This window comes from Sphingobium sp. MK2 (assembly GCF_040170545.1).
Classification (GTDB): domain Bacteria; phylum Pseudomonadota; class Alphaproteobacteria; order Sphingomonadales; family Sphingomonadaceae; genus Sphingobium.
The window spans coordinates 87,868-111,208 of the sequence record NZ_JAZDXA010000009.1 but is presented as its reverse complement, the minus strand read 5'-3'; the positions used below and the strand labels follow the sequence as shown (position 1 = coordinate 111,208).

Sequence of the window (23,341 nt, the reverse complement as noted above, 5' to 3'; positions counted from 1 at the left end):
TTATTTCGCCGCTGGCTTTTTCTTCGGCGCGGGCTTTGGCTTGGGAGCCGCGTCGCGCTGATTGGCCTGCGTTGCCTGTCCGGGGACAGGCGCGATCTTCGGGGTTTCCTTGGCTACCCTGACCGCGTTCTTACGGTCCTCAGCGGCCTGCGCGGTCTCATGCTCAAGCTCGTCGTCGAACTGGCGCGCCTCCTCTTCGAGGGCGTCATCGTTGATCTGCTTCTGGAGCTTGCCCTGTGCGTTCGGGAAGCCCTCACGCTGCGCCTCGATGTCGGGGTTGTTCGGGAACTGCTCAGCGTCTTCGAGCATGGCCTTGAAGGTGGCCAGATCGACATATTCCGGAATGACCTCGGACTTGAGGAAATATTCGTAGAAGATGTCCACCGGAAGCTGACCATCTTTGTGCATCATGGCTACGGCGCGGAACTCGCGCGCCGCCGCGCCGTCGAGGAGGAAGTCCTGATTGACGCGGAAGATGATCTTGTCGCTGCTCTCGTTCATCCAGTCGGCGACGATCCGCAGCAGAGCGGTCATGTTCTCGTTGATGACCGTGGTGACGTTGAGGAGCAGCGATTGCTCGTTGCGGTCCTTGAGCTTGATCTGGTTGTCCGACTGGCCCGCGCTGCCGCTGTCGCCGATGAGACGACCACCGAGTGATGCAACCTGATTTTCGAGGACTTCGATACCCTTCTCAAGGCTGTCTAGGCCTCGACCGGAGTATTCGATGATCCCTGCCTTCTCGCCCGCGCCAATCTCCCAGACGACCGATGGACCGATATGGTAGGTGTCATCCTCACCCGCGCCCGACACATAGTAAACCGGGTTAGAGGTGAAATAACGCGCGTGCTGCAACTGTGCATACACCTTGTAGTGATGCATGTTGAGCGTCAGGATGTCGAGAACCGGCGGCTTTTCCACGTCCGGTAGATTGGTCGTCGCGTTGAAGAAGCGGAACGGAATCCGCTTCATCGGCACGCCGAATACCAGCGGGATGCTGATGACCGGCGTCTCCGTCAGATCGGCGTCTTCGTCGTCGCGGCTGTAGAACTCCTGATGATACTCCCAGCGGGCGGTCTCATCGTTGTAGGTCAGGCGCAGGACGCGGTAGCTCACGAAAAGCTGGCCGTAATTGCTGTTGGCGGCTGTTTTGGTGCCTGCAATCACCATGAGGCGGCGATCGACCTTGAACTCACGCAGCAGGACGTAATCGACCTCGGTCATCCCGTCGATTTCGGTGGTGGTCCAGTCGAGGATGTTCTCGCAGGTATAGGGTGCCAGATAGGGCTCGGTCACATCGCCGGACGCAGCCTTGTCCACCAGCACGCCATAGCGGCCGGGCGAGAGCATTTCCTGTGCGATGACCTTTGTGAAGATCGGCAGCGACAGGCCGTCCTTCGAGATGCGCTCGGCGCGCTTTGACAGCAGCGGCCCGGCGTTCAGCAGGCGCGGATCGCGGCGGAAGATCGAGCCCGTCAGGCCCGTCACCGTGCGGTAGACCATGTTGTAGAAGGGCGCGCGATCGAGATAGGCGCGATACTGGTCGTTATCCATGCCCTCAGGCTTGGGCAGGTAGGTCTTACCGTGCCGCTTGATCTCGACCTCGCCGATCATGGCGTGACGGATCGACCGCCAGATTTCCCGCCAATGCGAGTAGTCATAGTGGACGAAGGTCGGAGCTTGTTCGCTCATCGCTGTCTTCGAACGACGTGTATCGGCAGACGCTCGGTAGCGCTGCCGCATCGATTTGGGCGTTGGATTACCGGCGTCAGCCAAGGGGGAAACTCAAAAAGAGCCCCCGCACGAGGCGGGGGCTAGGTCAGGGAGGAGTGGTCCTTGTTGATACCCCCGAACAAGGACATAACCGGGAGGAGACACGGCATGGCGACCGTGGGTATTGAATGACCGAGCTTGTATGGCTATCCGTGTGAGGGATGCTTGTGCGGCTCGGTCAAAACAGACCGGGTGCTTCGAACGGCCGAAGCCTACAACACGCCGGTAGGCGTCAGATCATCGTGCCCCGCTGGGGCGATCCTTCGCAAACTGACCACCGAGGAAGAGGCGAAAGGGAGAAAACCTCAACCTCGATGTTCACTTATACTGTCAGAAGATATTTAGATTGTCAAGTCTTAATGTCACTTACAGGCAAATGACTCGCGCGCCCGGCACCAGACGGCACAGGGCGGTTTCATACCACCAACGCTTTGCGGACTGGCTGGTAAGGACGCTGGGACTATACTTCTCGGCAATGATCCGATCGTAGAGCGCCTGTGAAATGATGATCGCCGACGCTCGAACGCTGTTGGCCATGCAGCCCGGCCACATGACCACGACGGTATCGTTCGAATGATGCAAGTTGGGATGATCGTTGTTGCGGATCGTCTTCTGCATGAGGCGGCCCTCGACCTCGTTTTCAACGACGATCACCGTCTTGGGTCCCCGGCGGGTCTTGGGCGCTTTGAAGACGGTCTTGGTTTCGGTGCTGGATGCGATCTGGATTTCGCTGTAGCCCGGCTGGCCACGAAGATCGGTCATGGTCGGCTCCATGAAAATGGGGAGGAACCCTGCTTGGGTCCCTCCCCGGTTGGGATCAGGCGGCTTCGGCGTAGATGTCGAGAACCTCTTCGATCGCTTCGTGCCGGACCACATCTGCCTGCACGAACTTGTGGTTCGCAAAGCGTTCGGACGGCATGGCGAAGAGACGGCGCGTCAGGTCGGCGAGACCGTTGTTGCCCGCCTTGCGATCGGTCTGCTCGATGTCGCCAGTGATGACGAACCGCGAGCCTTCGCCGATGCGGGTCAGCAGCATCTTGAACTGCTTGGGCGTCGCATTCTGCATCTCGTCGGCGATCAGCCACACGCCTTTGAAGGTGCGTCCACGCATGAAGGCCAGCGGCGCGATCTCGATGATCTCCTTCTCCAGCAGCAGCTTCAACTCCTGCACGGAATAATGCTCCTTGAGGATGTCGAGGATGGGGAGCATCCATGGGCTCACCTTCTCGATGATGCCGCCCGGAAGGGTCCCTACCTCTTCCTCTTCCACGTTAACGAGTGGGCGCGTGATCACGATGCGCTTGATGTTCCCGGCTTTCAATTCCCGGATCGCGTGCGTCACGCAGGGGAAGGTCTTGCCCGTTCCGGCCGGGCCGTGTGCGACGATGTAAGGCGTGGTGCCGTGGACGAGGCTGTTGATGTAGGCCTGCTGGTTTGGCGTCTGCCCGACAAGTTCGATCGGCTTGTGTGCGGGCTCGGTCAGATAAGCGGGCGTCTTCTTGCCGCTCTTGGGTTGGCGCATGGGGATCACATTGTCGGGATCATATTGATCGGCAAACAGGCTGTCGGGAAGATGGTGTGCATCACTCCCACGGCGGTGCGGGAAGGTCTTGCCCTTGGCGGCGTTATCACGACGAGGTTTGGAAGCCACAGGAACTCCGGTGGTAAGAGGGGAGACGCCATCACTCCGCGTAGGCTAGGTGCCTTGCCACACCGCCACTGTGTATCCCTGCTGGGTCCCTCCGGGGCCTACCGCTTTGGGTCCCCTATGGGTCCCTCCCCATCCGTTGGCTGACATATCGTCCATGTGACCTGTTGATGATCAACGTGTCGGTCATTTTGGCGTGATGGTGATATGGCAGTATGGCGTGATGCCCATGTGGGCAGCGACATCATCCGTGATGGGTCCCCCGACCGCTTGTCACGATGGTATGGTGTGGGTGAGAGTGATGAGTGATGCAGAGGGAAGAGTGCGTCACTGACAGTGAGGATAACACAGTTCTAAACCAATGTCACCTTCTACTTGCTCATCGGGGCACTGACTGCGGCCCAAATGGTTAACGGGGTATTACCCCTTTGGGTCCCCTACCCCCATCGAAAAATTTTTATGAGGGGTCGCGCCGATTCGCTTGCGTCAAGGTAGGCGCGCGAAGGCGGCGGCGATGGAGGCTAAGCCTTGATAGGCGCTATGCGCCATCATCGCGGCTAGGCCCATGGCGTATAGTTTGCAGGCAAAGCCGGACACTAGAACGCCGATGATTCTGTTCATGTCCATTAACCTTACCCTTTCCTGATTTGAGGCCTGCGAGGCAGGGCTTAGCGCCCCGCCTCATATTCCGCGATCAAGGCAGCGCGGCGCGCCTCAAAGCCCGGCGTTGCGTAGGGAGCGCGGCCATGGGTGCGGCTGTCTTCATAGCGGCCCTTGCGATCGATGGCGACGTTACCAACGGCGATGACTTCGCAACGGCCGTAGGCAGTGCGAGCGCGCTTCTTTGCCTGCGCATAGGAGACGGCGGAGATTGTGCCAAGCTCGACCATGTTGCGGAGAGCGATGAAGGTGGGCATGGGGTTCGTCATGGGTAGCTCCTTGGTTGATGAGATAACCCTAGAGACGAGTCGTGATTCGGTCAAGCAGATAATCCACTAGATAATCCACTTGCACGTTTTTCTAAGCGACGCATTTTAAGCCCTTTTCAGGGCGTCCAGCGTGTCGGGCTGTCATGCCCTGCCGTCTGCCCGTCGTCGCGTCCAGCGCCCACGCTGCGGCCTTTGGATCGGGCAAAAATGACAGGCCTATTGATCCCCCTACGCGCGAAACGAGTTTCTGGCATAGCATTAGGGCCGGATAAATCCGGCCCTGTTTGAGGTTAGAAGCCCGCCACCATAAGGAGGATTAGCAGGCCGCCGATTGATCGGACTATGCCCTCAATCAAGCGTAAACTGCCCAGCCATTTGCCCAGCCGTCACCGGCGCGGGGATCGTCGCGATCGATGAGATAGGCGCAAGCGCCGCGAGGATCGCCGCCGGTGCGACAATCCATGCCGATAAAATCGGCAATTTCGGCGAAGTCCGCTTCTGCCTTGTCCTTGCGGCGGACGAGGTGCGGCGCGAGTTCTTCGCTGCATTCCCGCTCGCAGAGTCGTTTGATGATTTCGGCATAGTGGACGAGGTAAGACGCCAGCCGCTGCGCCTGATAGGGATTGAAGCGTGGCAGCTTGATAAGCGGTGACAGTTCGGAAGGAACCTTGCAGCGTTCCATGATACGCGCGGCAAGGAAGGCCGTGCGGTTTTCGGCGCGTTCCGGCAGCTTGGCCCAGATTTGATCGGTCATTTCGGTGTCTCCCGTGTTTCGGTGAGTCCCTTTTGGCAAGGTCAACCGATTCGGGCAAGAGATAATCCGCGAGATAATCCACTTTTATGGGATTAAGATTTTCCGCCAGCTTGTTAAGGTTAACGAGCGTGCGGAACGAAGAAAAAGGGCCGTATCGGCCCTTAATCTTAGGGGTCTTCCCTTTTCCCGTTTTCCGAGAATGTGTATTCGTTCGCCCCCATAGCCTCGGTAATTTGTTCGTCGGATCGCAAATATTCGTCCTGCGTCACTAGCTGGCGGTAAAGCCATTGGCATAGGTCGCGCATCGCTTCCTTGACTTCGCTTTCCGCTTCTTCCGACGCATCCCCGTATTCGTTGCGATCGTTCCGGGTTTCGACTTGCAGCCCATAATAATGATGATGATTGATCGTCGCGGACAGGCCGTAGAAGTTTTTCGCCTGAATGGCTTGCAGCCGGTCGGCGATGGCGTGCAAGGTCTCATCCTGCGGTGCATATGCCTTAACGGCCGCCGCGCCGCCCTTGGCGTAGGAATAGGAGCCATCAAAGGCGGCGTAGTCGCTTTGGCAATAACCAAGACTCCACCATACGCACGGATCATGCCGGGTTCCGCCGCCCATAAGGGTGACCGGGCGCGTCTTCATCGTGATGCCCAGCTTAGCAGCCGTCTGCACAAAATCCTCTATGACATACTCATAATCGGTCTCGTCGCGAGCGTCGAGCCACCACTGTTTGGCGGTTTCTTTAGCGTCTTCGGAAAGCTCAGAATATTGGTAGAGGGTGCGCGTAACAGTGATGGCCATCGTTTGTCTCCCGGTGGCGTTGTAGCAGTTATGCGCCTACGGCGCGACGGGCGGATTTGTTGCGGCGGGCGGCGGCATATTCGCGCTTGTGAGGCTGCACCACGCGGCGGTCGGTGAAAAGCGTCTTCATGTCGGTGTCTCCCTTGTTCCGCGTCATTGCGGTGATTCGTTTCTGGCACCTTCCACCGATTCGGGCAAGAGATAATCCACTAGATAATTCACTTTTCTATGGTTAACGGAATTGAGGCGGCGCGTTAAGGTTAATGTGGTGCCCAGCCAAAAGAAAAGGGGCGTGAAGCCCCTTCCCTTATTGCAGATAGATGAAGCCGTAACCGGTCGGGCTGGAGTCATCATCTTCTTCGCTGAAAGAAACATAGACTTCCCCAAAATTACGCGCCACGGCATCCAGCTTGTGCGCTAGATCATCATCGCGGGCGGTCACATATTCTTGCCAGCGCGGATCGCCTACCTTTGGCGATCCAAATGACTTCCAACAGTCCGGCCCTTCCAATTCCTTGCGGTCAAGGAACCCGACGCCATGCCCGTTGCGGGTAAACCAAAAATCGCGCCCGGCCTGCTTGCGGTCATAGTCTTGGGCATAAGCCTGCATTAGCAGGTCATGAGCCTTATGCTCAAAGGCGATGCAATCCATCTGTGCTGCCTCAAATGACTCAGGGAACAAGTCCCCAAAACCGGCATCGTTTGGGAGGTCACCATCGGCCTGCCCTTCGCGAACCTGTTCGCGGGACTCTTCCGTATGCCATTCCGTCATGGGGATGCACGACGTGTTAGTGAATAGCATGGCTTCCAGATAGCCTTGCGTGAAGTCGGCGAGGTCGCTCCATTGCAGGTTGCAGACGGTGCCATCGGTGTCGGCGATAAATTCAGGCATTGCTCTAACTCCTTAGCGCGAACGGCGCGGCGCGCAAGGCGACCGGTAATAGACGCGATAGGCGTCAATCTCAGACAGGTTGCGGGTTTCCATAATCTTGCGGACTTCGTTCGGCATTTGCTTGTCTCCCTTGCGGTGATTCGTTTCTGGCATGGTTCGCCGATTCGGGCAAGAGATAATCCACGAGAAAAGAGAGTTAAGATTTGCAGTGCGATTGGTAAGGTTAACGAGGTGTCAGACGCAAAAAGAAAGGGGCCGAAGCCCCTCCCTTAAATCCAGTTGCCGATACGGGCGACGCCCGGATAGTCCCCCTTGTCCCGGCGGATGATCGCCTTAACCGCCTTTAAGCTGCCTGCTTTTTTGGCAAGGCGCTTTTGCTTGCGCCAGTTGATCAGATTGCCAGTGAGGGTAGGGCGGAGGGTGGTGGTCGTCATTTCGTGTCTCCCGTTGCGGTGATTCTCTTTTGGCATAGTCCACCGATTCGGGCAAGAGATAATCCACTAGAAAAGACTTATTCTAACACATTGACCGGCGGATGATATTCCGGCCCAGATAGGCTATAGGCATCAGGGAGCGTCCTTAGAACGGCTTCGCGATAGGTTGAGAACGGTCCGGCATCATCCTCCGGTCCATTGTCGTGGGCCATCCAGAAAGCCCCTTCGTGGCGATAGATGCCCTTCCCTGCTGAATCATACGTGCCATCGTTTGGCGTGGCCTTATCGCGACATGGCGCGGCCTTTTCCGCTTCCACAAAGTCGCGCCATGCTTCGTTTAGGCGATAGAGGATATGCCGCTGCAAAGCAGGGTCGAGTTTCGACCAAGTAAGGTCAGTTTCGAATCCTTCTTCCACGCGATCGGCAATATCCGCCGGATCGATCCCATCGCCCCATTGGGAGAAACCCGCGCCAGTTATGGACAAGCCGAGATAGTCGCCATCGGAAAAGATGACAGTGATTTGGTCGAGCGTCGCGCCGTTGTTATCCACTATGCGAAAGAGATATTCGCTCAGATCGGCAGGGGATTGGAATAGATCGGTCACAAGCCAAGCTCCTTATGGGTGGTGAAGCCTTCGGGCTGGATCGCGACCACGCGACCATCGGTCAGATAGGCATCAGCGCATTCGGGATAGTCGGAGTCATCTTCCATAAACGCCACGCCCATGTCCTCTACTTTTGCTTTTGCATCGGCGAAGGACGGCGCGGTCCCGATGACGGTGCGGCGACCGTGCATGTTGGTTTCGATGAGTTCGTGCATTTGCTTGTCTCCCTTGCGGTGATTCGTTTCTGGCATAGTCCGCCGATTCGGGCAAGAGATAATCCACAAGTTATTCTACATTGACGGTTAATATATGGACGCGAGTTAGTTAACCTTAACAAACACTATGGGAAAAATTAAGGAGGGCCAAAGCCCTCCCTTGTCTTATGCCTCAACAATCTGGACCTTGCGGCGGATCGCCGGGACCATGAATTGCTTGGCGCGTTCGATCGCCGCCGTGGCATCATCCTTGGTCGCGAACGTGTCGCCGCGATCTTTCTGGAACGCCCACGTTGTGGACTTGAGCCAGAAAGTGTTGCCCTGATTTTCGACTGTGACCATGAACATTGTGTATCTCCCGTTGCGGTGATTCTCTTTTGGCACCTAGCTCTGATTCGGGCAATAGTTAATCCACTAGATAATCCACTTTATTTCGTTAACTTTTTCCACCAGTTCGTTAAGGTTAATAGGCGGATACGCTCAAAGAAAGAGGGGCTTTCGCCCCTCTCCTTATCGCGCCCAATAGGTCACGCCGTCAAATTCGCCGCTTGTGTAATCCATCTGCAATTCACGGGCAGCTTTCTCCCAATCAATGCAGTTGACCGGCCATTTTGCATCCCCGTTGATTGCGCCGATGTCGTCGGCCAGTTGTTCGGCATATTCCTTGAAATAGGAGTCGCGGATTAGCGTCACGCCGTGGGACCAATCATCGCAATAGTCTGTTAGTTCGTCGCGAAAGGCCTTTAGCGTTTTAAGCTCTTCCGCTTCGTCGCTGGCATCCCATTCGGCCAGTGCGGCGCGGGCCTTATCGATCGCCGCCGCCAGTTCGCCGGACGGGTCCGGGCCGTTGTGCTGAGCGATGGGGTCGGCGTCCAGAAGTTCCGTTGCAGCGTCCTGCAAAGCGTCCTGCGCTTCTTCCAGTTCGCTTTCGAGGTCTCCCCGTTGCTCTTCCAGTTCGTCGATTCGTGCTACGATGTCACGCGAGTCAAGGGTGTCTTCGCTGTTGTCTGGAATGTCACGCATTGCGCTTCCCCTTATTGATCCATGCCGAAAGTGCCGCGATGCGGGCGACGCGCTTTTGCTGGCGCTTGGTCATGCCCGAACCGCCTTGTCCCGGCTGGGCATGTAGCGGCTGGCATTGGCCATGCGGCGCGCGTGTTGCGCCCGTCCAAGGGCGTTCGCGGCGTTGATCAAGAGGCGGTCAAACTCGGTCATTCGTTGTCTCCCGTTGCGGTGATTCTCTTTTGGCATGGTCCACCGATTCGGGCAACAGTTAATCCGCGAGATAATCCATTTTTCTTTGGTTAACAGGTTGGGGCGATGTGTTAAGGTTAATGCAGCGCGCCGGGCAAAAAGAAAGGGGCCTAAGCCCCTTCCCCGTCATCTAGGCCAGCGTCGAGCCATTCGACAAGCTGGCGATAATCGCCGGTCATGTTCGCCCCTGCGTCGTCCACCACTTCCCAACGGCCCGGCTCTAAGCGGGTGACGGTCTGCGTGTCCTGCCTATCCATCAGATAGGCTTCCCGCTCCAGATGCGTTTCACCCTCCCCCTGCCCTTCCATATAGCTTGTATGGTCGCGGTGCCCTTCCTGCCATGGCGGGTCACAGATGCCGTCTAGGGCGTCCTGTAGGCCTTGCTTATACCACTTTCCCATGTGTCAGGCCTCCCGATACGCTTTGAGCCAAGCAGCGACCAGCGGGTGCTGGGCCAGATAACAGTCGCAGCAGCGTGAATAGATCAGCCGGAGATATTCGTCCTGCATGGTGGTCAGTTCCACGCCGAGGGTCGGGATCGCTTCATTCACTTCCTTGGCGCGGCTGCGAACGTCCATAGCCAGTGACTGGCGGGTGCTGTCCACTTCACCGGCTTCGCGCCACTTCATGATGCGGCCAAGGTCGCGGGTGGTGATGCAGAGTTGTTCGGTCCAGATGGTCATGGAATGTCTCCCTTGCGGTGATTCGTTTCTGGCACAGTCCACCGATTCGGGCAAGAAATAATCCGCAAGAAAAGAGTCTTAATTTCCACTAGCTGGGTGTTAAGGTTAACGAGATATTCCGTGAAAAGGAAAGAGGCCGGAGCCCCTTACCAATCATAGGTTTTCAGTCCGTTCATGACAGGGCCGTCGCTATCGAGCCGGAGAAACTCGCAGTCATAGGTGACGGCACGTTCCATGCAATCGATGAGGTCGCCGGGCAATCCCGCGCCGCCGTCTCGGCTGATAGCGTGGACTGATACAAAGAAGCCATAGTCGCCCCGCCATACGGCTATAGGAAAGCCGCTGTCTTGCTCTTCCATCGATTGAGCGGTTGCGGCTGTGATATGCGATGTGGACAGGCAAAGCGCCTTTGTGATTTCCATTATTCGACCTCCTTAGTTTCTTCCCTTGTCAGAAGCTCTAAGGCTTCATCTGGGCTCATACTGTCCAAAAGACGCTCGATTTCCGCACGCTTGACCGCTTCCGCTTCGCTGTCTTTCGCACGCTTTGCCCGGTCAGTCGCAAGGGCCTCCTTACCTGCTTCCGTCGTCTCAGGATCGACGGTGAAATAGAGCGACACGGCGCGGCCGTCGCGATCCACAAACACTGACCTGCCGGATGGCTTAACCACCACTGTGAAATGCGCCCGGACAAGGCGATTGACGGTTTCCATATCAAAAGCGCCTCCGAAGCTCCCGCCCACGACCTTGACCGAGTTGTTCAACGCTAGGCGCGTATGATAGCCGATATTCCGCCTCATGAGATTGGCAGGCCCATCGCGAACGACAAGGCGGAAGAGATTGGACCATGCATGAACAGGTCCAATTTCAAAGGAAGCGAGATTGCGAAGTAGATGGCGAAAGGCTTCATGGTTTGTCTCCCTTGCGGTGATTCGTATCTCTCATAATCCATCGATTCGGGCAAGAGATAATCTACGAGAAAAGAGTCTTAATTTCCACCGGCTGGGCATTAACCTTAACAAGCTGCTGCGGCCTGTTAAAGGACTGGCGCTAGGCCAGTCCCGAAACAAGGAGGAGGAGCAAAAGCCCGGCGATGATACGGACTAGGCCCGCGATCATGAATAGAGTTCCTCCATGAAGGTTTCACGGACGCTATCACAATCCTCGGCATCCTGCTGCCACCCCTCAAAGCGACCAGTCTCGCACGCCTCATCAAAGGCCTCGCGATCATGGACAAGGACACGCGGGCTATCTTCATCCCGTTCGCCGTAAATCCATTTGGCGTAGGCGAGGAGCGCCATACGCTTCCATTTTTCGTCGCCTTGGTATTCAGCGCGAAGCGCGGCCATCGTTTGATCGACGGTTTGCATTGCGGAGCGGAGATTACGACGCTGGCGAAGATTCAGCCGGTCGAGAATGACGGTGCCCCGCTGGAGTAAGACAGCGCCAGCGCAGCCGGTGGCGGAGTCCAAGTCTGTTGCTTCCACTATGGTGGCGAAGCCGAAAGTCCGATCGACCGTGACGGCCAAGCCGCCTTCGCGGATGGAAGCATCGCCCAGATAGAGCCAAGGCGTTTCGCCCAGCTTGGCGCGGAGTTCGTTGGCCTCTTGGACCTTATCCCACATTGTGCCGGTCATGCTTCCGTCTCCAAATAGAGGTAATAAGCGCCTTCCATGTCGTCCGTCCACGACTCTGGCGCGTCCATCGCGATAGTGGCGTTAATCTGCTGCCAGTTGTCAGCGCAGTAGGAGCGGACGGCCTCTTCCGCCGCGTTCCAGTCGAAAGCGTCGCCATGGTCGGATTGGCGCATATCGTCCAGCCATTGATCGCGGACATCCCATGGCGTTTCGTCCAGTGTCGGATAGGCGAGGAGGATGATTTCGCTATGCGAGCGCAAGCGTTCATATCCTGCTGCACATAGGTCGATCGAGGTGACTTGATACATTTGGGCGTCTCCCGTTGCGGTGATTCTTCTATTTCATAGTCCACCGAATCGGGCAAGAGTTATTCCACACATAATGATGGTTAATATTCCACCTTATCGCGTTAACCATATTCGTAAAGGTTAACAAGATGGTCCACCGCGTTAACCTTAACGGATAGTTAACCTTACTGCGCGTTAAGGTTAACGGATGCGGTGGTCGGCGTTAACCTTAACGGCACCAAGTCGATCGCTCACGGTGCGGGGTCGCGACGGGATGGTTAACGCACCGACAACCGAAATGACAGTAAAAATGACCGAGATATTGAAAAATCGGTAAAATAACACTCAAAATGACCTTTTGGCATAGCTTTTTGGCGGCAAAATGACCTTTTGGCATAGCTTTTTAGCCTCAAAATCAATTTTTTCCATAGTATTCTCAAGAAAATGGCCTCTTGGCATAGCATTTTTACTTCAAAATGACTTCTTGGCATAGCTTTTCTGGTCGATGCGCCAGATTTGACGCATTGGTCCCTGAAACCCTTGAGAATGCGTCACTTTTGCCGAGTTGGTGACAGCGGCTTGAGGGTTGGGAGTGATGGGTGATGGGCTGGGCGTGATGACCGGCCCGGCGGGCTCTCGATCGCCTCTTGGCTCTGGTCTGGCTCTGCCCACCCTCTCCTCCCCTTCTGCCTCGATCAGTGGTTGCCAGAGGTGGCACCAGATGTGCCCTTCTATTTCCGCTTGACATTTCCACCAGAGGCCAACTGCGCCTCCACGAGATCGGCATCTTGCCATCCCCGAAGTCTACCTCCATCCCGAAATCTAGGGAATCGCCCCGCGAATCCGCAGGAATCCGTCACTTTTTTCACGACTAGATAAGCCTGAAACTCTACCTTTTCAGAATAGAGCTAGGCTCTTGACAACCTCTACGAGTTCTGAACGGGGTAGAAAATCTGGAGGGTATGTTTCGGGGCTTTTCTACAACGAATCGTCTGCGGCCCCGTAGCGCGGCGTTCTGGTCCCTAGTTCCCCATGATCCCGAACGGGGTCATATGGCGCTCCACGAGGCTCTGGCGGCCGATATGACCCCGTTCGGGATCATGGGGCGGCATCCCATTTCCCAGAGGGTCCCCGGTCCCAAAATGAGAAGGGTCCCCGGCACGAATATGCTGGGGACCCTCGGTCGATCTGCTAGACTTCGCCATAGGCCCCTCGTTAACCTTTATGGAAATGGTTAACAAGGGTCTCCGGTCTGTTAAGGATAACGGATATGGTTAACGCGGTGGCTACGAGCCATAACCCGCGCCCGACGCCTTCTTGGTGCCTCGGCGACCCTTCTTCTTCGCCCAATCGAGATACTGGCTGGTGCTGTCCACTTGGTCATCGTGCTTGCCCTGTGGGAAGGCGACAAGCTCCTTCTCGTAGTCGGCCAGCCATAGCGCCCGGTTGGGCAAGAAGACCTGCCCGGCCTCGAACATCGGCGTCACCTTGTCGAAGCGGAACTCCTTCGAGTTGTTCCCGACCTCGATCGGGATCAGCGGCGCGGGCGATCCGCCGGTCTGCTTCAATTGCACATAGGCAAGACCATTGCCTTTGCTCTCGACAAGGAGGGCATCGACGCTGCCGGTGATTTTCGCCCAGCGCTTACAGGTCTTGTCGATCTCGGTGCAAAGCTCCGTGAACTCGATCTGCTTGCGGATGACATCGGCCAGATAGTGGTTCTTGTGGAGGTCCTCGATCCAGACCGTGATGACGGTGTAGTCCGATCGCTCCTTCTGGGTGTTGGCCGCGTCCACCGAGACCACGGTCCGCTTGATCTGGTTGGGCTGGTTGGTCTCGGCATTGGCCTTTTGCGGCAAGGCGTCGTAGCGGCGGAACCACTCGGCCGACACAGCGCCACCGGCGGCGTCCATCGGTGTTCCCTGATACAGGGAGTTCCACGACGGCGCGGTCATGTCCACTCTTAGGTTGGCCAATGCTTCGAGGTCATAAACTTCTGGCCACAATGCTTCGCCCGGCGCGCGTCCTAGAACGTCGTCTTCCTCGGCGATGGCTGGCAAGTTGACGATCTCGAAGCGGTAAGTGCGGCGGTTGCCGTCAACTTCCTTAAAAGCCTCGACAATCTGGTCCTGATCTTCCTCAATACTCTTGAGACGCGCCGCTTCATCCGCCTCTTGGCGCTCCTGCGCCTCAATACGGCGTTCTTCTTCGGCACGGCTTTCCTCGTCTTCGCGATCGTTGATGCGTCCGCAGATGTCGTCCGAATGCCAGCGGGTCATGACAATGCCCAGCGGCGACCCCGGCAGCAGTCGAGTGGAAAAGTCGTCCGAATACCATTTGAAAGTGGCTTCGCGGATCGTCGTGGATTCAGCGTCCTTGCGGCTCTTGTAGGGATCGTCCACGCCGCCGTAATTGCCACGGAAACCGGAGATGCCCTGCCCTACACCCTTGGCGACATATTTGCCCTTGCCGTTCGACAGGCCCCAATAGTCCTTGGCGCGCATGTCGTTGCGGAGACGGATGTCAGGGAAGACGCGGCGATAATCGTCGCTGTCGATGATCTGCTTGACGCGGGCACCAAGCTCGTTGGCAACGAAGTCCTGACTATGCCCCGCCTGCAGATAGCGGTCCTTGGGGTGTCCACCGAAATACCACGCCGGAAAGTGGTGCGAACTATGGGTGGATTTGCAGTGGCCCGGCGGCATGGACAGCATGAAGCGCATGGTCTGCCGGGAAGCCGACGCCATGAGCAGGTCACCGATCAGAAGCTGGTGTGGCGAGCACACATAGCCTTCCTCGCGGTTCATATATTCGTAGAAGTCGATGTAGTTGGTGCGAGCAAGCTCGGCCCACGCATCTTCCAGTTCCATGGTCGCCGCCTCTTCAAGGGCGTCGAGCGCATTCATCTGGGTCTCGAAGTCGTGGGAGCCGCTGATGGCTACCAGTTGATCATACGTTCGGGGCGAGAGGGTTCCGCCGTGGTGGAGCACCGTCTCCACCGCTGTCCTGATCTCCGCCAAGAGCTTGGTTGATGAGTGCAACCGACACTTGCGTTCCCGCAGGCTTTCCATTTGATTTTCCGGTGGTGCTGTCGGAGAACATGCCGAAGCTGTCTCCAAGGAGTTTGAGCGCCTCGGTCGCGGCTTTGTATTCGCCCGCGATCTGGGCAAGGCGGGCATTTTCCCGCAGGAGGTTCCGCACGTCGTCGGCGGTCACGGTGGTGATGACGGCTTTACCGGTGTCAGGATCGTCCGGGTCGATCCCAGCCTCGACGAGGCGGACGCGCAATGCGAGTTCGCGCTCTTCGGCTTCCTGTCGCAGCGCGGCGACGCGCCGCTGGATTTCGGGACGGTTCGCCAAGGTCGAGGCGTTGGAAGTGGACGGCTGGTAGCCTGCCAATTCATAGGCCTGTGATTGGGTCTCCCCTCCGGCCAGATAGCGCGCGAACAGTTCGTGCTTCTTGCTGGGAAGCTGCTGACTGACGGTCGGCACGATCTTGCGCGTGTCGTGGACGACGGCTTCGCCCTTATTTGGCATGGGCTGTCTTCTTCGGCTTGGGGACTTCCCCGTTGATCAGTCCGAGTTGGAAAGGCTGCGTCGGTTTGAGGCCGAGCTTGATGCCGCCGTAGAGCGCGATGACGGCCGCTTCGGCGCGGCCATGGTCGAGGGCGCGTGCCCAACCTGCGGTGCAGTGGGGGAAGAGTTGGGAGGCGCGGGCCTTGGAGGCTTCCTTGTGCGCCGGGACTTGCATGTCCATTTTCCACTTGGCCGGGGAGACAGAGCCAAGCTCGATGTCTGCGCCTGCGAAGATACCGATCGCGATGCCGGTGACCTTGCCAAAGGAAAACGCCCCGACGTGACCGTCATTGGGCGTTGAGTGGACATTTTCGATCTGTCCGAAATCGAGGGGGAAGTGTTTGACCGCTTCGGCGAAGGCGATCGGATCGCAGCGCTTGCGGACAGTGGCTCCCGTCTTCACAGAGACAGTCGGGGTGTCCCAGATGTGAAGACGGAAATCCTGAAAGTCTAGGACTGCGAGAGCCCCTGTGAGACCGGGGTCGATACCTGCGATGTAGCGCACTTGTCACCATGAATGAGACGGAGGATGGGCTCACTCGGTGACGCGATCGACGGGACGTTCATGGTGGAGAAGTCGGCGTCGATTTGTCGGTAGGTGTCGAGATACATGCGGATCGCATCGTAGCGCTCGACAATGGGGATCACACGACCGTCGTTAAGGACAATCTCAGTGTGCGGAACCATATCCAAGTGATAGTATGACTCTACACTCTTTTGGTTAACTTTGTCAAGGACGATCTTGCGGACCAGCGCGATGTCGTCCATGTTGACCGATGATGGAAGGTCGATGACGCCTTCGTCACCCTTGTAGATGAGGGTGATGGGGATACTGAACATGGAGGGTGATTACCAAACGTGGGAGGAGAGGAACTCGAAGCCTTGCCATTCGAACGGCGGCACGATGACATGACCGTTACAGTGGATGCAGGCCCACTGCTCCCGGCAGATGTGGAAATACTCCAGTGTGAAGATGAGGTCGATGAACTCCACCGGCTCGTTAGGGTCAGTATGCCCCCATCCGATCGGTGGTGGGGCGAGGTAGGTCATACGGAGTTGGGGTTGATGGAGGTCGCCAAACCTGTGCAATCCACGGGCTTCGCGGAAGAGATGCTTGATCTCGGCCTTGGTCAGGTTAGTTCGTTGCGACATTGATGCTGCTGCCTAATAGCTCGTGGTAGCTGACCCATCGGAAGGGACGCACGACAACGTGCCCTGAGCAGGTGACGGCGGCGTAGGTCACCCCACCGAACATCTGGTCCTCCAACATGTATGTCAGCGAATATCCGTCCGGCCCGCCGATGGTGGAAGGTGCCTCGTCCGGATCGCGCGCCGCCCAGAGGCTACCGCGTTGAGGGAGATAGTCGATCGTGATGGCCCGGCACTGCTTTTCACCAAACAGCTTGAGCAACTCGACTTCGGCGGCGACCCTTACGACCTCTTCGATCGCGATCATGGTTCAGACCCTGTAGGCGGGGAACAAGGCTCCCAGCAGTTCGAAGGTTTCGTCGTCCTGATTGGCAGCGGCGATCTCGGCCAGTTCGTTGCTGGGGATGTAATAGTCGCCGCCGGGCGAGCGCACGACAACGATGGTGGCGTTGCCTTCGGGAGCGGGCGTCTCTTCGGTCACCTCATCATAGACGACATAGGGCGATCGTTCGATGGAAGTGATGCGGCGGTCGGTGATCTCGATCTGCTCGAAATAGGCCGCGTCCGCGATAGTGATCGGGCGGTTGAGGTTCACACCGATGAGGCTGGGGATGTAGGAGGGGTCGAGCTTGCTGGCCTTGCCCTTGAAGATGTAACCGTGAGCGTCCATTGCGAATCCTTGTCTGTGTGTCTCTCTTGACACCCCAAGGGTTAGCTAGACTGTCACTGTGTGGCAAGTAAGAATGGCACTTGGCAGCGTCTTTTTGCTAACTAGCTGATTTTACACGGTTTTGATAAAATGGGCTAAAACATCCTGAAAAGGGTCGCGAGCCGAAACGCCCCGTGGATGCTGGGCTCCGATGGTCTCAGTTCCCTGTGTATGTATATTATATACTTTTATTAAAAGAAAAGGAGAAACCAGAGAACAGCAGCCGCCGGTGTGACAGCCCAGCACACCCATTCGCCCAGCACCTGCGGATTTTTAGAATAGTTGGCCAAAAAGTAGTCTGGCGAAAAAAACGACGGTTTTCCGCCAAAAACTTATCGATCCGTTGTTTTTAAGCTGTCTGGAGAGGGTAAAAAGCTGCCCGCATCACGCCCAAATCGCCCCTCATCACTCCCAACTCCTCCTCAACTCCTCCCCATCACCCTCTCCCAACCATCATCACACCCACCTCCATCACGCCCAACCTCTCATCACGCCAACCTGTTCTCTTTCCATCACTTTCACATGGGCAACCAGTCATCACGCCCAACCGTTCTACCGAATAAAATGGCAAAATGTCTCCCAGACGACCGAACCCCTTGGAAAACAGCCAAAATATTTAGGTGACAGTTTTACCAACTTTTGCGCTTGCCTCTGACAGTGATGATCGATAGACAGTCTCCATCGACACCAACCGACTCACTGACAGGACCACATGACGAACCCCGCCCGACGCAAACGACAAGTGATGAGTGATGGATCACCTGCGCCAGTCGTCCCTCGCGGCGGTTGGAGTGATGGTATCCACTTCGTCCGGGTCGCCACCGATCGCCACCCGATGCCCTATATCGTGCGGAACCATAAGCACGCGCCCTCCTTCTACCGCCGCCGCACCACCTTGGATGAAGCCATCGCCACCGGCCAAGAGCAGACGGAGCGCGCTATAGCTACCGCCCCTGCCTTGGCGCACAAGCTCGCGGGGCCGCCGGTGGAAGTATGCGAGGCCCCGAAGATCGAGTTGGAGCCCTTCTCGACCACCCACTTCACCTGCATCTGTGCCAATTCGATCGCACAGGTCTGGCAATGCACGTCGCTGGCTGGATCAAAGCGTCCGGTCGGCCGCCGCCGGGCTGATGGTCGCGCCCCCAAGCAGACGCCTGTTCGTCATGCGGTGGGTGAGTGCGCTGTCCTGATGCTCGACAAGCCGGTGCGGGAAGAAGACGGCCGGGTCCGCGTCTTCCGCTTCTGGCAGGAGGCTGACGAATATGCCTTGCACCTGTGGTCCACCGGTAACGAGGACGACAAGTTCCGCTTGGGGCCGATCGTCTTTGCAAACGAGAAGGTGCAGGTTCTTTTCGATCCTGAGAACCAGCCCCGCGAGACGCCCTTCATCCTGTGGCTCCCCGCATTCAACCGCCCGGTCTGGGCGCAGCGGACCAAGCCCCTCCTCTCCTCGCGCCCGGCCTTGATGTCGGATGAGGATTGGGAGCGGACGAAGAAGCTCGATCGCGTCCCCACTTTCGAAGAACGGCCGGAACGCTTCGGTCACATCATCTCCGCCATCGCCGCCGCCGAGCGGTTGGTCGGCCGCAACTGGAGCCCGCCTGTATGATAGCCGACGACAAGATCAAGGTCATCAAGACCTATGGCCCGCACGACGCGCTGCGCCGCATATTGAACTGCGGTGCATCCGGCTGGAAGCACGCTCATCAGGAGCGCCGCATCCTTGGCACCATCAAGATGCTGGCCGCGCTGTCGGACAGTCTGGGTTGGACGATCACCATCCAGCAGGCCGAATATACCGCCGTGCCCTTTGCCAAGGTGACCTTCAAGGACAAGGAGGATTGCGCCTTCACGACCTGCTGGTTGCCGGTGAGAGAGGCGATAAAGCCCATGCTCTACATGCTCTTCTATTCGGGCGGCCGGGTCATTGATCTGGAATATGTGGAGGAACTGGCCAAGCGCGCGGCCGACGCCATCTTCTCGAAGGGGCTAGACGCACCAGCCGCGATCTTCGCCGCTGAAACCAGCGCCGCCCGCGACCAAGCCTATTTCGCCCAAGGCGTCACCGAGTTCATGCGCCACCGGCGGATGACGTTCGCCGCGCCGCAGGAGCCGACGATGAACTACCTTCTACAGTCCGCTGTCTACGAGCGATTGGGAGACGCCGCATGAACATCTTCCGCCGCTCGCCGCCCGCTGCTCCCGCCCCTGAACTGGCTGGCGCTCCACCACCACCACCGGCCGCGCCGCGCGAAACAGCCAAGACGCCGCACGATCTGTTCGACGAGAAGCTGTCGGCTGTGTCTGCTGTGCTCAAGGAACATCGCGACGACATCATCTTCCATCACGCCCAAGAAGAAGCCCGCCATCGTGACGGCTTCTCCATTCAGCCGGTGCGTTTCGGAGACTTCCTCACCCTGTTCGTTGCCCGCAAAGGCATTCACGAGAACAGTAAGGCGGTCATCGCCATCAACCTCGCAAAGGTCAATCGGATCACCTGCGAAGGCGGTAAACCGGCCGGGTATCTTGCTGATGAGTGGGTGGAAGGCGACCATGCGCTCGACTGTTGGCACGCTGACCCGGTGAAACGGGCAAAGGAGTGTCACTATCTTGGAGCCTATCATCCCATCGGCGACAGGTTCCGCTACCACCGAACCTACGGTGGTTCGCATGGGACGCTCCCCGGCGTGCCGCAGCCATCGGTTGATGACATCATCCACTTTCACGGCACCGATACGTCGATCTGCGTCCCGTTCGGTATGGTCGAGGAGGTGTTCGCCCTTCTGATCAAGGAGATCGGTGAAGGCTACGACCGCCCGGCGGTCGTCGATGTGAGGGCCATCGCATGACCGACCACATCATCATCCCGGCACTCAATCCGCCCTACGCAGAAGAGCATCCTGTTCTCGCGCCAATCATCGCAAAGCGCGCCCACGTTGCTGCAAACTTCACCCCGGAGTTCTCCGGCCAGCGCGGGCAGGATTTCGATCGCGGTCTCTTGTGCGCCTTCGAGGCGGTGAACGGGGCGCTCCAGAAGCTGACCATGGAGAACCCAATCAAGGCCGAAAGCCTTGCCGACGTGGAAACACGGGTCTTGCAAGACTGGCGCTGGGGGAACCTGACGCGGTTGGGGGTTGCTAATCACCTGCGAAGAGGCGGCTTCAAACAGGAAGTTGCGATCAGGAAGGCGAACACTCTCCCTCAAGCTCATGCCGTCACCGCCATCCGCATCACTCGCATGTATGAATCCTGCGAGCGGACAACCTATTATGTCGATCTGGTGTCATCGGAAGGCTTCACCAACACGGTCGCGGCGCACGTCACCGGGAGCGTCTACAACAACCATGTCGGCCTGTCCGTGGAAGAAGCGCGCGATCGTGCCCTCATTGATGCTGACACATGGGCCGACTTCTTCGGCGTTAAGCCTGAACCTTATCTCGAAGAAGGCGTCACCTACGAACCATCCATGCTGATGCGCCGCTACGAGACACGCCGTGTCCTTGCCGCCCGTCGCGCTGCCGAGGAGAGCAATTCATGAGCGTCATCGACGAACAATCCGCCCGGCGGGCGGAAGCACGCGCCGCACAACTGGCGGAGTCCTTGCCCTACATACCGGGACCCTTCGTGCCCGGATCATTCTCGGTCGGCCAGCGCGACACGCACCACTTCGACATCTTTGCCGAGCGCCGCCCCGGCTATGTCCAGTGGTTCTATAGCGAGAACCCGGACACCGTTGCCTATCCGATGCGTGACGGCGGTAAGGAGCGAGCGTTCGCCATTCGCGGCGAGCCGGGTGAAATCTATCTCCGCGACGAGCGGTGGGATTACACACGCCCGTTCCCGCGCCCCTCGCTGGAGTTCCCGTCCGTTGAATGCGCCATGCTTTGGGTCGTGACGGCGCTGATGACGGGTGCCGCATGACCGATACCCTCATCACTATCAGCATCGGCATGGGAGCCATCTTCGCTTTCTGCCTCATCGCCAAGCTGGGCGAGGAAGTATGGCCGATCATCGGCGAAGCGATCAAATGGATCGCGGCACTCGTCTTCGGCGCGGCTGTCCTTGTGCTCATCGTGTTCGTGATCGCCCTGCCCTGCTATTATATCGGCACTTGGGTGAGGATGGCGTTCGCATGACCGATCCGATCGACCTCCCGCCCCTCACCCAATCGATCATCAACGAGTTTCACGGCTACAGTCACTTCTCGGTGACGCACGTCATGCTCAAGTTGAAGCTGCCCTATAACCCGACCTACGGCCTCGCGGTGCGGGAAGCGCTGACGGCGCGTCCCGACCTGTTCGAGAATCTTTCCAATTTCACGTCTGCCTTCCGAGTGACACCGGCGGGGAAGCGCCGCGCCGCCGGTTTCATCCCGCCGAGCGATCCAGTGGCGGACACCGTTCGCAACTTCATGGGCGTTTTCGACACGCCGGTCGAGCGGCAGCGCCGCAAGGACGATCCTTTCTATGAGGAGATGATCGCCACCGGCCGCCGGGCGCTCGCCATTCTGGACGGCGCGCCATGAAGCCGCAGAGACTCACGTTCGAGCAGGCGCTGTCCATTTGGGAAACCAAATTGGAACAATTACTCGCCGAAAAGAACCCCAACACCGCTGCGATAAGCACCTGCCGGAGCCAGATCGCGTGGATCAGTAAGAAGATCGAGGAGGAAAAGAATGGACAGTGAAATCATGGCCGCGCCGGTCTACGCCGACAGCCGCGAGATCACCGCGAAGGACATCCTCTACACCGCGTGGAGCCGAGGCCGTGACGGTAAGTTCTGGATGGAAGACACCGAACCCCTCGCGGCGGCGCTGAACAAGCTGATCCAGCAATCGATCAGCTATGGCGTGCAGAAGTCCGTGAAGGGCTTCGCTGCCTCCGGCGTCATGCCGGTGAATAGCCTTCCGACCAACCAAGGGGCGCGTGCTGATCTCTGGATCGCACGCCTCTATGGAAGACCTTTCCGGGTCACCGATTGCGTGTTGACCCACACCCAATTCCAGAACGGCGCGCCGATCGATCAGCTAACGTGGGTCAGCGGAATGGGGAGCAGCTTCGAGCGTCATGATCCATCCCGGATCGTCGGCTGGTCCATCATCCCTGAATGGAAAGAACCGGCATGAGCGAATGGGCCGACTGGTGCGACATGCGTGAGAACGCAGCCGTCGAGAGCACCCGCCGCAGCGCGGCCAGCCAACAGGCACGCCGGGAACTTGAAGCCGAGGGCACCTACAGCCTGAACAACCTCATCACTCGCACGAACCAAATTCTCGATCGGACACCCGCCGCATGACCAAGCCCACCACCCATCACGAAGCACTCATCCAGATTGCCAATCTGGGAACCTGCGCCAACGGCAAGACGCCCGCTTACAAGCTGTTCCAGCAGGCGCTCGACATCGCCGTCGCGGCGCTGGACATCCCGGTCTATCACAACCCCAAACCGGTTGCGGCACACCTCCAGCCGATCTTCGATGAAAATAATCGCGTCGGCTTGCTGCTTATCCAGCGCGGCGACAATTTGGGATGGGCCTTCCCGTCCGGCTGGATCGAGAACACCGACGATTCAGCGGAGACGGCGGCGCGCCGCGAGTCTGACGAAGAGACCGGCATCGTCACCCACAACGGCGAACTCTTCTACTCGGAGATCACACCCGGCGGCATCATCATGCTCTTCTCGCGCTGCCCGGTCGCGCTGTCGATCGACGAACTGATCTTCTTCAAGCCGAACCGCGAGGCGCTCGCCGTCCGCGTCGCCTATGAGCCGGAGGAGCTTGTTTTCTCCTCGCACACTGAGGCGATGAAGCGTTGGTTCAAACATAAGCCGCCGGTCGTAGATGAAGACGAACTGACCCGATTGGCCGGTGCTACCTATCAAGCGGCGATGCGGGACTAACATGCAGCTTCACCACAAAACACCCTGCAACGAATGTCCTTGGCGCAAAGCCTCTCCGGCAGGCTGGCTGGGAGGTGTCACGCCTGAGTTCTATGCTGACGCT

The 23,341-nt window shown here is 58.0% G+C and carries 38 protein-coding genes; 11 read left to right on the top strand and 27 right to left on the bottom strand.

Going from position 1 to position 23,341, the window contains the following annotated elements; genetic code table 11:
• From V2I08_RS06100 to V2I08_RS05970, 27 genes are all read right to left on the bottom strand, one after another.
• A complete protein-coding gene (locus V2I08_RS06100; RefSeq protein WP_349634304.1) occupies positions 1-1,689 on the bottom strand; it encodes a DUF4055 domain-containing protein in 1,689 nt (562 codons plus the stop codon).
• 447 nt (positions 1,690-2,136) lie between these two features.
• On the bottom strand, positions 2,137-2,532 hold the full coding sequence (locus V2I08_RS06095; protein ID WP_349634303.1) for a hypothetical protein: 396 nt from the start codon (positions 2,530-2,532) through the stop codon (positions 2,137-2,139).
• Positions 2,533-2,587: 55 nt separating this feature from the next.
• The gene (locus tag V2I08_RS06090) at positions 2,588-3,292 is read right to left on the bottom strand and encodes a PhoH family protein (protein ID WP_349634302.1); all 705 of its coding nucleotides are present in this window, start codon (positions 3,290-3,292) and stop codon (positions 2,588-2,590) included.
• Between the two features lie 612 nt (positions 3,293-3,904).
• Complete coding sequence (locus V2I08_RS06085) at positions 3,905-4,039, bottom strand: hypothetical protein (protein ID WP_349634301.1); 135 nt, start codon at positions 4,037-4,039, stop codon at positions 3,905-3,907.
• 47 nt (positions 4,040-4,086) lie between these two features.
• Complete coding sequence (locus V2I08_RS06080; protein WP_349634300.1) at positions 4,087-4,347, bottom strand: hypothetical protein; 261 nt, start codon at positions 4,345-4,347, stop codon at positions 4,087-4,089.
• A 352-nt stretch (positions 4,348-4,699) separates the two neighbouring features.
• Positions 4,700-5,101, bottom strand: coding sequence for a hypothetical protein (locus V2I08_RS06075; RefSeq protein ID WP_349634299.1), 402 nt, complete (start codon positions 5,099-5,101; stop codon positions 4,700-4,702).
• Between the two features lie 167 nt (positions 5,102-5,268).
• A complete protein-coding gene (locus V2I08_RS06070) occupies positions 5,269-5,901 on the bottom strand; it encodes an antitoxin of toxin-antitoxin stability system (RefSeq protein WP_349634298.1) in 633 nt (210 codons plus the stop codon).
• A 307-nt stretch (positions 5,902-6,208) separates the two neighbouring features.
• Entirely contained in the window at positions 6,209-6,793 is a 585-nt protein-coding gene (locus tag V2I08_RS06065) for a hypothetical protein (protein ID WP_349634297.1), read from the bottom strand.
• A 269-nt stretch (positions 6,794-7,062) separates the two neighbouring features.
• Positions 7,063-7,227, bottom strand: coding sequence for a hypothetical protein (locus V2I08_RS06060; RefSeq protein WP_349634296.1), 165 nt, complete (start codon positions 7,225-7,227; stop codon positions 7,063-7,065).
• Between the two features lie 77 nt (positions 7,228-7,304).
• Positions 7,305-7,832 carry a hypothetical protein gene (locus V2I08_RS06055; protein WP_349634295.1) on the bottom strand — a complete coding sequence of 176 codons (528 nt, stop codon included), beginning with the start codon at positions 7,830-7,832 and terminating at the stop codon, positions 7,305-7,307.
• Positions 7,829-8,047 carry a hypothetical protein gene (locus V2I08_RS06050; RefSeq protein WP_349634294.1) on the bottom strand — a complete coding sequence of 73 codons (219 nt, stop codon included), beginning with the start codon at positions 8,045-8,047 and terminating at the stop codon, positions 7,829-7,831. Before V2I08_RS06050 ends, V2I08_RS06055 begins: the two co-directional genes overlap by 4 nt.
• A gap of 165 nt (positions 8,048-8,212) precedes the next feature.
• Entirely contained in the window at positions 8,213-8,395 is a 183-nt protein-coding gene (locus tag V2I08_RS06045) for a hypothetical protein (RefSeq protein WP_349634293.1), read from the bottom strand.
• Between the two features lie 162 nt (positions 8,396-8,557).
• A complete protein-coding gene (locus V2I08_RS06040) occupies positions 8,558-9,070 on the bottom strand; it encodes a hypothetical protein (protein ID WP_349634292.1) in 513 nt (170 codons plus the stop codon).
• 69 nt (positions 9,071-9,139) lie between these two features.
• Positions 9,140-9,262 carry a hypothetical protein gene (locus V2I08_RS06035; RefSeq protein ID WP_349634291.1) on the bottom strand — a complete coding sequence of 41 codons (123 nt, stop codon included), beginning with the start codon at positions 9,260-9,262 and terminating at the stop codon, positions 9,140-9,142.
• 149 nt (positions 9,263-9,411) lie between these two features.
• Positions 9,412-9,702: a hypothetical protein gene (locus tag V2I08_RS06030; protein ID WP_349634290.1), complete on the bottom strand. Its 291-nt coding sequence runs from the start codon at positions 9,700-9,702 to the stop codon at positions 9,412-9,414.
• 3 nt (positions 9,703-9,705) lie between these two features.
• Positions 9,706-9,984, bottom strand: coding sequence for a hypothetical protein (locus V2I08_RS06025; RefSeq protein ID WP_349634289.1), 279 nt, complete (start codon positions 9,982-9,984; stop codon positions 9,706-9,708).
• A gap of 146 nt (positions 9,985-10,130) precedes the next feature.
• On the bottom strand, positions 10,131-10,406 hold the full coding sequence (locus V2I08_RS06020; RefSeq protein WP_349634288.1) for a hypothetical protein: 276 nt from the start codon (positions 10,404-10,406) through the stop codon (positions 10,131-10,133).
• On the bottom strand, positions 10,406-10,747 hold the full coding sequence (locus V2I08_RS06015) for a hypothetical protein (protein ID WP_349634287.1): 342 nt from the start codon (positions 10,745-10,747) through the stop codon (positions 10,406-10,408). The genes V2I08_RS06020 and V2I08_RS06015 overlap by 1 nt, the downstream gene beginning before the upstream one ends.
• 351 nt (positions 10,748-11,098) lie before the next feature.
• A complete protein-coding gene (locus V2I08_RS06010) occupies positions 11,099-11,620 on the bottom strand; it encodes a hypothetical protein (protein ID WP_349634286.1) in 522 nt (173 codons plus the stop codon).
• Positions 11,617-11,928, bottom strand: coding sequence for a hypothetical protein (locus tag V2I08_RS06005; RefSeq protein WP_349634285.1), 312 nt, complete (start codon positions 11,926-11,928; stop codon positions 11,617-11,619). Before V2I08_RS06005 ends, V2I08_RS06010 begins: the two co-directional genes overlap by 4 nt.
• A 1,265-nt stretch (positions 11,929-13,193) precedes the next feature.
• Positions 13,194-14,969 (bottom strand): phage terminase large subunit, encoded by a 1,776-nt coding sequence (gene terL / locus V2I08_RS06000; RefSeq protein WP_349634338.1) that lies wholly within the window; start codon positions 14,967-14,969, stop codon positions 13,194-13,196.
• Positions 14,857-15,444: a hypothetical protein gene (locus V2I08_RS05995; protein ID WP_349634284.1), complete on the bottom strand. Its 588-nt coding sequence runs from the start codon at positions 15,442-15,444 to the stop codon at positions 14,857-14,859. The genes terL and V2I08_RS05995 overlap by 113 nt, the downstream gene beginning before the upstream one ends.
• Positions 15,434-15,886 (bottom strand): hypothetical protein, encoded by a 453-nt coding sequence (locus tag V2I08_RS05990; RefSeq protein WP_349634283.1) that lies wholly within the window; start codon positions 15,884-15,886, stop codon positions 15,434-15,436. The genes V2I08_RS05995 and V2I08_RS05990 overlap by 11 nt, the downstream gene beginning before the upstream one ends.
• Positions 15,887-15,933: 47 nt before the next feature.
• Positions 15,934-16,323, bottom strand: a complete 390-nt coding sequence (locus tag V2I08_RS05985) for a hypothetical protein (RefSeq protein ID WP_349634282.1) — start codon at positions 16,321-16,323, stop codon at positions 15,934-15,936.
• A 9-nt stretch (positions 16,324-16,332) separates the two neighbouring features.
• Positions 16,333-16,533: a hypothetical protein gene (locus tag V2I08_RS05980; RefSeq protein WP_349634281.1), complete on the bottom strand. Its 201-nt coding sequence runs from the start codon at positions 16,531-16,533 to the stop codon at positions 16,333-16,335.
• An 85-nt stretch (positions 16,534-16,618) separates the two neighbouring features.
• Complete coding sequence (locus V2I08_RS05975) at positions 16,619-16,939, bottom strand: hypothetical protein (RefSeq protein WP_349634280.1); 321 nt, start codon at positions 16,937-16,939, stop codon at positions 16,619-16,621.
• A gap of 3 nt (positions 16,940-16,942) precedes the next feature.
• Complete coding sequence (locus tag V2I08_RS05970) at positions 16,943-17,302, bottom strand: hypothetical protein (protein ID WP_349634279.1); 360 nt, start codon at positions 17,300-17,302, stop codon at positions 16,943-16,945.
• Positions 17,303-18,086: 784 nt separating this feature from the next.
• Between V2I08_RS05970 and V2I08_RS05965 the strand changes: the two genes are divergently transcribed.
• From V2I08_RS05965 to V2I08_RS05915, 11 genes are read left to right on the top strand one after another with little or no spacing between them, the layout of a single operon-like run.
• Positions 18,087-18,950 (top strand): hypothetical protein, encoded by an 864-nt coding sequence (locus V2I08_RS05965; protein WP_349634278.1) that lies wholly within the window; start codon positions 18,087-18,089, stop codon positions 18,948-18,950.
• Positions 18,947-19,513: a hypothetical protein gene (locus tag V2I08_RS05960; protein WP_349634277.1), complete on the top strand. Its 567-nt coding sequence runs from the start codon at positions 18,947-18,949 to the stop codon at positions 19,511-19,513. Before V2I08_RS05965 ends, V2I08_RS05960 begins: the two co-directional genes overlap by 4 nt.
• Positions 19,510-20,190, top strand: coding sequence for a hypothetical protein (locus tag V2I08_RS05955; protein ID WP_349634276.1), 681 nt, complete (start codon positions 19,510-19,512; stop codon positions 20,188-20,190). Before V2I08_RS05960 ends, V2I08_RS05955 begins: the two co-directional genes overlap by 4 nt.
• On the top strand, positions 20,187-20,879 hold the full coding sequence (locus tag V2I08_RS05950) for a hypothetical protein (protein ID WP_349634275.1): 693 nt from the start codon (positions 20,187-20,189) through the stop codon (positions 20,877-20,879). The genes V2I08_RS05955 and V2I08_RS05950 overlap by 4 nt, the downstream gene beginning before the upstream one ends.
• Positions 20,876-21,262 carry a hypothetical protein gene (locus tag V2I08_RS05945; protein WP_349634274.1) on the top strand — a complete coding sequence of 129 codons (387 nt, stop codon included), beginning with the start codon at positions 20,876-20,878 and terminating at the stop codon, positions 21,260-21,262. The genes V2I08_RS05950 and V2I08_RS05945 overlap by 4 nt, the downstream gene beginning before the upstream one ends.
• The gene (locus V2I08_RS05940; RefSeq protein ID WP_349634273.1) at positions 21,259-21,477 is read left to right on the top strand and encodes a hypothetical protein; all 219 of its coding nucleotides are present in this window, start codon (positions 21,259-21,261) and stop codon (positions 21,475-21,477) included. Before V2I08_RS05945 ends, V2I08_RS05940 begins: the two co-directional genes overlap by 4 nt.
• Positions 21,474-21,866, top strand: a complete 393-nt coding sequence (locus V2I08_RS05935) for a hypothetical protein (protein ID WP_349634272.1) — start codon at positions 21,474-21,476, stop codon at positions 21,864-21,866. Before V2I08_RS05940 ends, V2I08_RS05935 begins: the two co-directional genes overlap by 4 nt.
• The gene (locus V2I08_RS05930; RefSeq protein ID WP_349634271.1) at positions 21,863-22,027 is read left to right on the top strand and encodes a hypothetical protein; all 165 of its coding nucleotides are present in this window, start codon (positions 21,863-21,865) and stop codon (positions 22,025-22,027) included. The genes V2I08_RS05935 and V2I08_RS05930 overlap by 4 nt, the downstream gene beginning before the upstream one ends.
• Positions 22,017-22,466 (top strand): hypothetical protein, encoded by a 450-nt coding sequence (locus V2I08_RS05925; protein ID WP_349634270.1) that lies wholly within the window; start codon positions 22,017-22,019, stop codon positions 22,464-22,466. Before V2I08_RS05930 ends, V2I08_RS05925 begins: the two co-directional genes overlap by 11 nt.
• A complete protein-coding gene (locus V2I08_RS05920) occupies positions 22,463-22,636 on the top strand; it encodes a hypothetical protein (protein WP_349634269.1) in 174 nt (57 codons plus the stop codon). Before V2I08_RS05925 ends, V2I08_RS05920 begins: the two co-directional genes overlap by 4 nt.
• The gene (locus V2I08_RS05915) at positions 22,633-23,238 is read left to right on the top strand and encodes an NUDIX domain-containing protein (RefSeq protein WP_349634268.1); all 606 of its coding nucleotides are present in this window, start codon (positions 22,633-22,635) and stop codon (positions 23,236-23,238) included. Before V2I08_RS05920 ends, V2I08_RS05915 begins: the two co-directional genes overlap by 4 nt.
• The last annotated feature ends 103 nt before the right edge of the window (positions 23,239-23,341 follow it).

Excerpts from the sequence above, each read along its gene's own strand:
- V2I08_RS06100 (WP_349634304.1), bottom strand. The coding sequence starts at position 1,689 with ATGAGCGAACAAGCTCCGACCTTCGTCCACTATGACTACTCGCATTGG.
- V2I08_RS06095 (WP_349634303.1), bottom strand. The coding sequence starts at position 2,532 with ATGACCGATCTTCGTGGCCAGCCGGGCTACAGCGAAATCCAGATCGCA.
- V2I08_RS06090 (WP_349634302.1), bottom strand. The coding sequence starts at position 3,292 with ATGCGCCAACCCAAGAGCGGCAAGAAGACGCCCGCTTATCTGACCGAG.
- V2I08_RS06085 (WP_349634301.1), bottom strand. The coding sequence starts at position 4,039 with ATGAACAGAATCATCGGCGTTCTAGTGTCCGGCTTTGCCTGCAAACTA.
- V2I08_RS06080 (WP_349634300.1), bottom strand. The coding sequence starts at position 4,347 with ATGACGAACCCCATGCCCACCTTCATCGCTCTCCGCAACATGGTCGAG.
- V2I08_RS06075 (WP_349634299.1), bottom strand. The coding sequence starts at position 5,101 with ATGACCGATCAAATCTGGGCCAAGCTGCCGGAACGCGCCGAAAACCGC.
- V2I08_RS06070 (WP_349634298.1), bottom strand. The coding sequence starts at position 5,901 with ATGGCCATCACTGTTACGCGCACCCTCTACCAATATTCTGAGCTTTCC.
- V2I08_RS06065 (WP_349634297.1), bottom strand. The coding sequence starts at position 6,793 with ATGCCTGAATTTATCGCCGACACCGATGGCACCGTCTGCAACCTGCAA.
- V2I08_RS06060 (WP_349634296.1), bottom strand. The coding sequence starts at position 7,227 with ATGACGACCACCACCCTCCGCCCTACCCTCACTGGCAATCTGATCAAC.
- V2I08_RS06050 (WP_349634294.1), bottom strand. The coding sequence starts at position 8,047 with ATGCACGAACTCATCGAAACCAACATGCACGGTCGCCGCACCGTCATC.
- V2I08_RS06045 (WP_349634293.1), bottom strand. The coding sequence starts at position 8,395 with ATGTTCATGGTCACAGTCGAAAATCAGGGCAACACTTTCTGGCTCAAG.
- V2I08_RS06040 (WP_349634292.1), bottom strand. The coding sequence starts at position 9,070 with ATGCGTGACATTCCAGACAACAGCGAAGACACCCTTGACTCGCGTGAC.
- V2I08_RS06035 (WP_349634291.1), bottom strand. The coding sequence starts at position 9,262 with ATGACCGAGTTTGACCGCCTCTTGATCAACGCCGCGAACGCCCTTGGA.
- V2I08_RS06030 (WP_349634290.1), bottom strand. The coding sequence starts at position 9,702 with ATGGGAAAGTGGTATAAGCAAGGCCTACAGGACGCCCTAGACGGCATC.
- V2I08_RS06025 (WP_349634289.1), bottom strand. The coding sequence starts at position 9,984 with ATGACCATCTGGACCGAACAACTCTGCATCACCACCCGCGACCTTGGC.
- V2I08_RS06020 (WP_349634288.1), bottom strand. The coding sequence starts at position 10,406 with ATGGAAATCACAAAGGCGCTTTGCCTGTCCACATCGCATATCACAGCC.
- V2I08_RS06010 (WP_349634286.1), bottom strand. The coding sequence starts at position 11,620 with ATGACCGGCACAATGTGGGATAAGGTCCAAGAGGCCAACGAACTCCGC.
- V2I08_RS06005 (WP_349634285.1), bottom strand. The coding sequence starts at position 11,928 with ATGTATCAAGTCACCTCGATCGACCTATGTGCAGCAGGATATGAACGC.
- V2I08_RS05995 (WP_349634284.1), bottom strand. The coding sequence starts at position 15,444 with ATGCCAAATAAGGGCGAAGCCGTCGTCCACGACACGCGCAAGATCGTG.
- V2I08_RS05985 (WP_349634282.1), bottom strand. The coding sequence starts at position 16,323 with ATGTTCAGTATCCCCATCACCCTCATCTACAAGGGTGACGAAGGCGTC.
- V2I08_RS05980 (WP_349634281.1), bottom strand. The coding sequence starts at position 16,533 with ATGACCTACCTCGCCCCACCACCGATCGGATGGGGGCATACTGACCCT.
- V2I08_RS05975 (WP_349634280.1), bottom strand. The coding sequence starts at position 16,939 with ATGATCGCGATCGAAGAGGTCGTAAGGGTCGCCGCCGAAGTCGAGTTG.
- V2I08_RS05970 (WP_349634279.1), bottom strand. The coding sequence starts at position 17,302 with ATGGACGCTCACGGTTACATCTTCAAGGGCAAGGCCAGCAAGCTCGAC.
- V2I08_RS05965 (WP_349634278.1), top strand. The coding sequence starts at position 18,087 with ATGAGTGATGGATCACCTGCGCCAGTCGTCCCTCGCGGCGGTTGGAGT.
- V2I08_RS05960 (WP_349634277.1), top strand. The coding sequence starts at position 18,947 with ATGATAGCCGACGACAAGATCAAGGTCATCAAGACCTATGGCCCGCAC.
- V2I08_RS05955 (WP_349634276.1), top strand. The coding sequence starts at position 19,510 with ATGAACATCTTCCGCCGCTCGCCGCCCGCTGCTCCCGCCCCTGAACTG.
- V2I08_RS05950 (WP_349634275.1), top strand. The coding sequence starts at position 20,187 with ATGACCGACCACATCATCATCCCGGCACTCAATCCGCCCTACGCAGAA.
- V2I08_RS05945 (WP_349634274.1), top strand. The coding sequence starts at position 20,876 with ATGAGCGTCATCGACGAACAATCCGCCCGGCGGGCGGAAGCACGCGCC.
- V2I08_RS05940 (WP_349634273.1), top strand. The coding sequence starts at position 21,259 with ATGACCGATACCCTCATCACTATCAGCATCGGCATGGGAGCCATCTTC.
- V2I08_RS05935 (WP_349634272.1), top strand. The coding sequence starts at position 21,474 with ATGACCGATCCGATCGACCTCCCGCCCCTCACCCAATCGATCATCAAC.
- V2I08_RS05930 (WP_349634271.1), top strand. The coding sequence starts at position 21,863 with ATGAAGCCGCAGAGACTCACGTTCGAGCAGGCGCTGTCCATTTGGGAA.
- V2I08_RS05925 (WP_349634270.1), top strand. The coding sequence starts at position 22,017 with ATGGACAGTGAAATCATGGCCGCGCCGGTCTACGCCGACAGCCGCGAG.
- V2I08_RS05920 (WP_349634269.1), top strand. The coding sequence starts at position 22,463 with ATGAGCGAATGGGCCGACTGGTGCGACATGCGTGAGAACGCAGCCGTC.
- V2I08_RS05915 (WP_349634268.1), top strand. The coding sequence starts at position 22,633 with ATGACCAAGCCCACCACCCATCACGAAGCACTCATCCAGATTGCCAAT.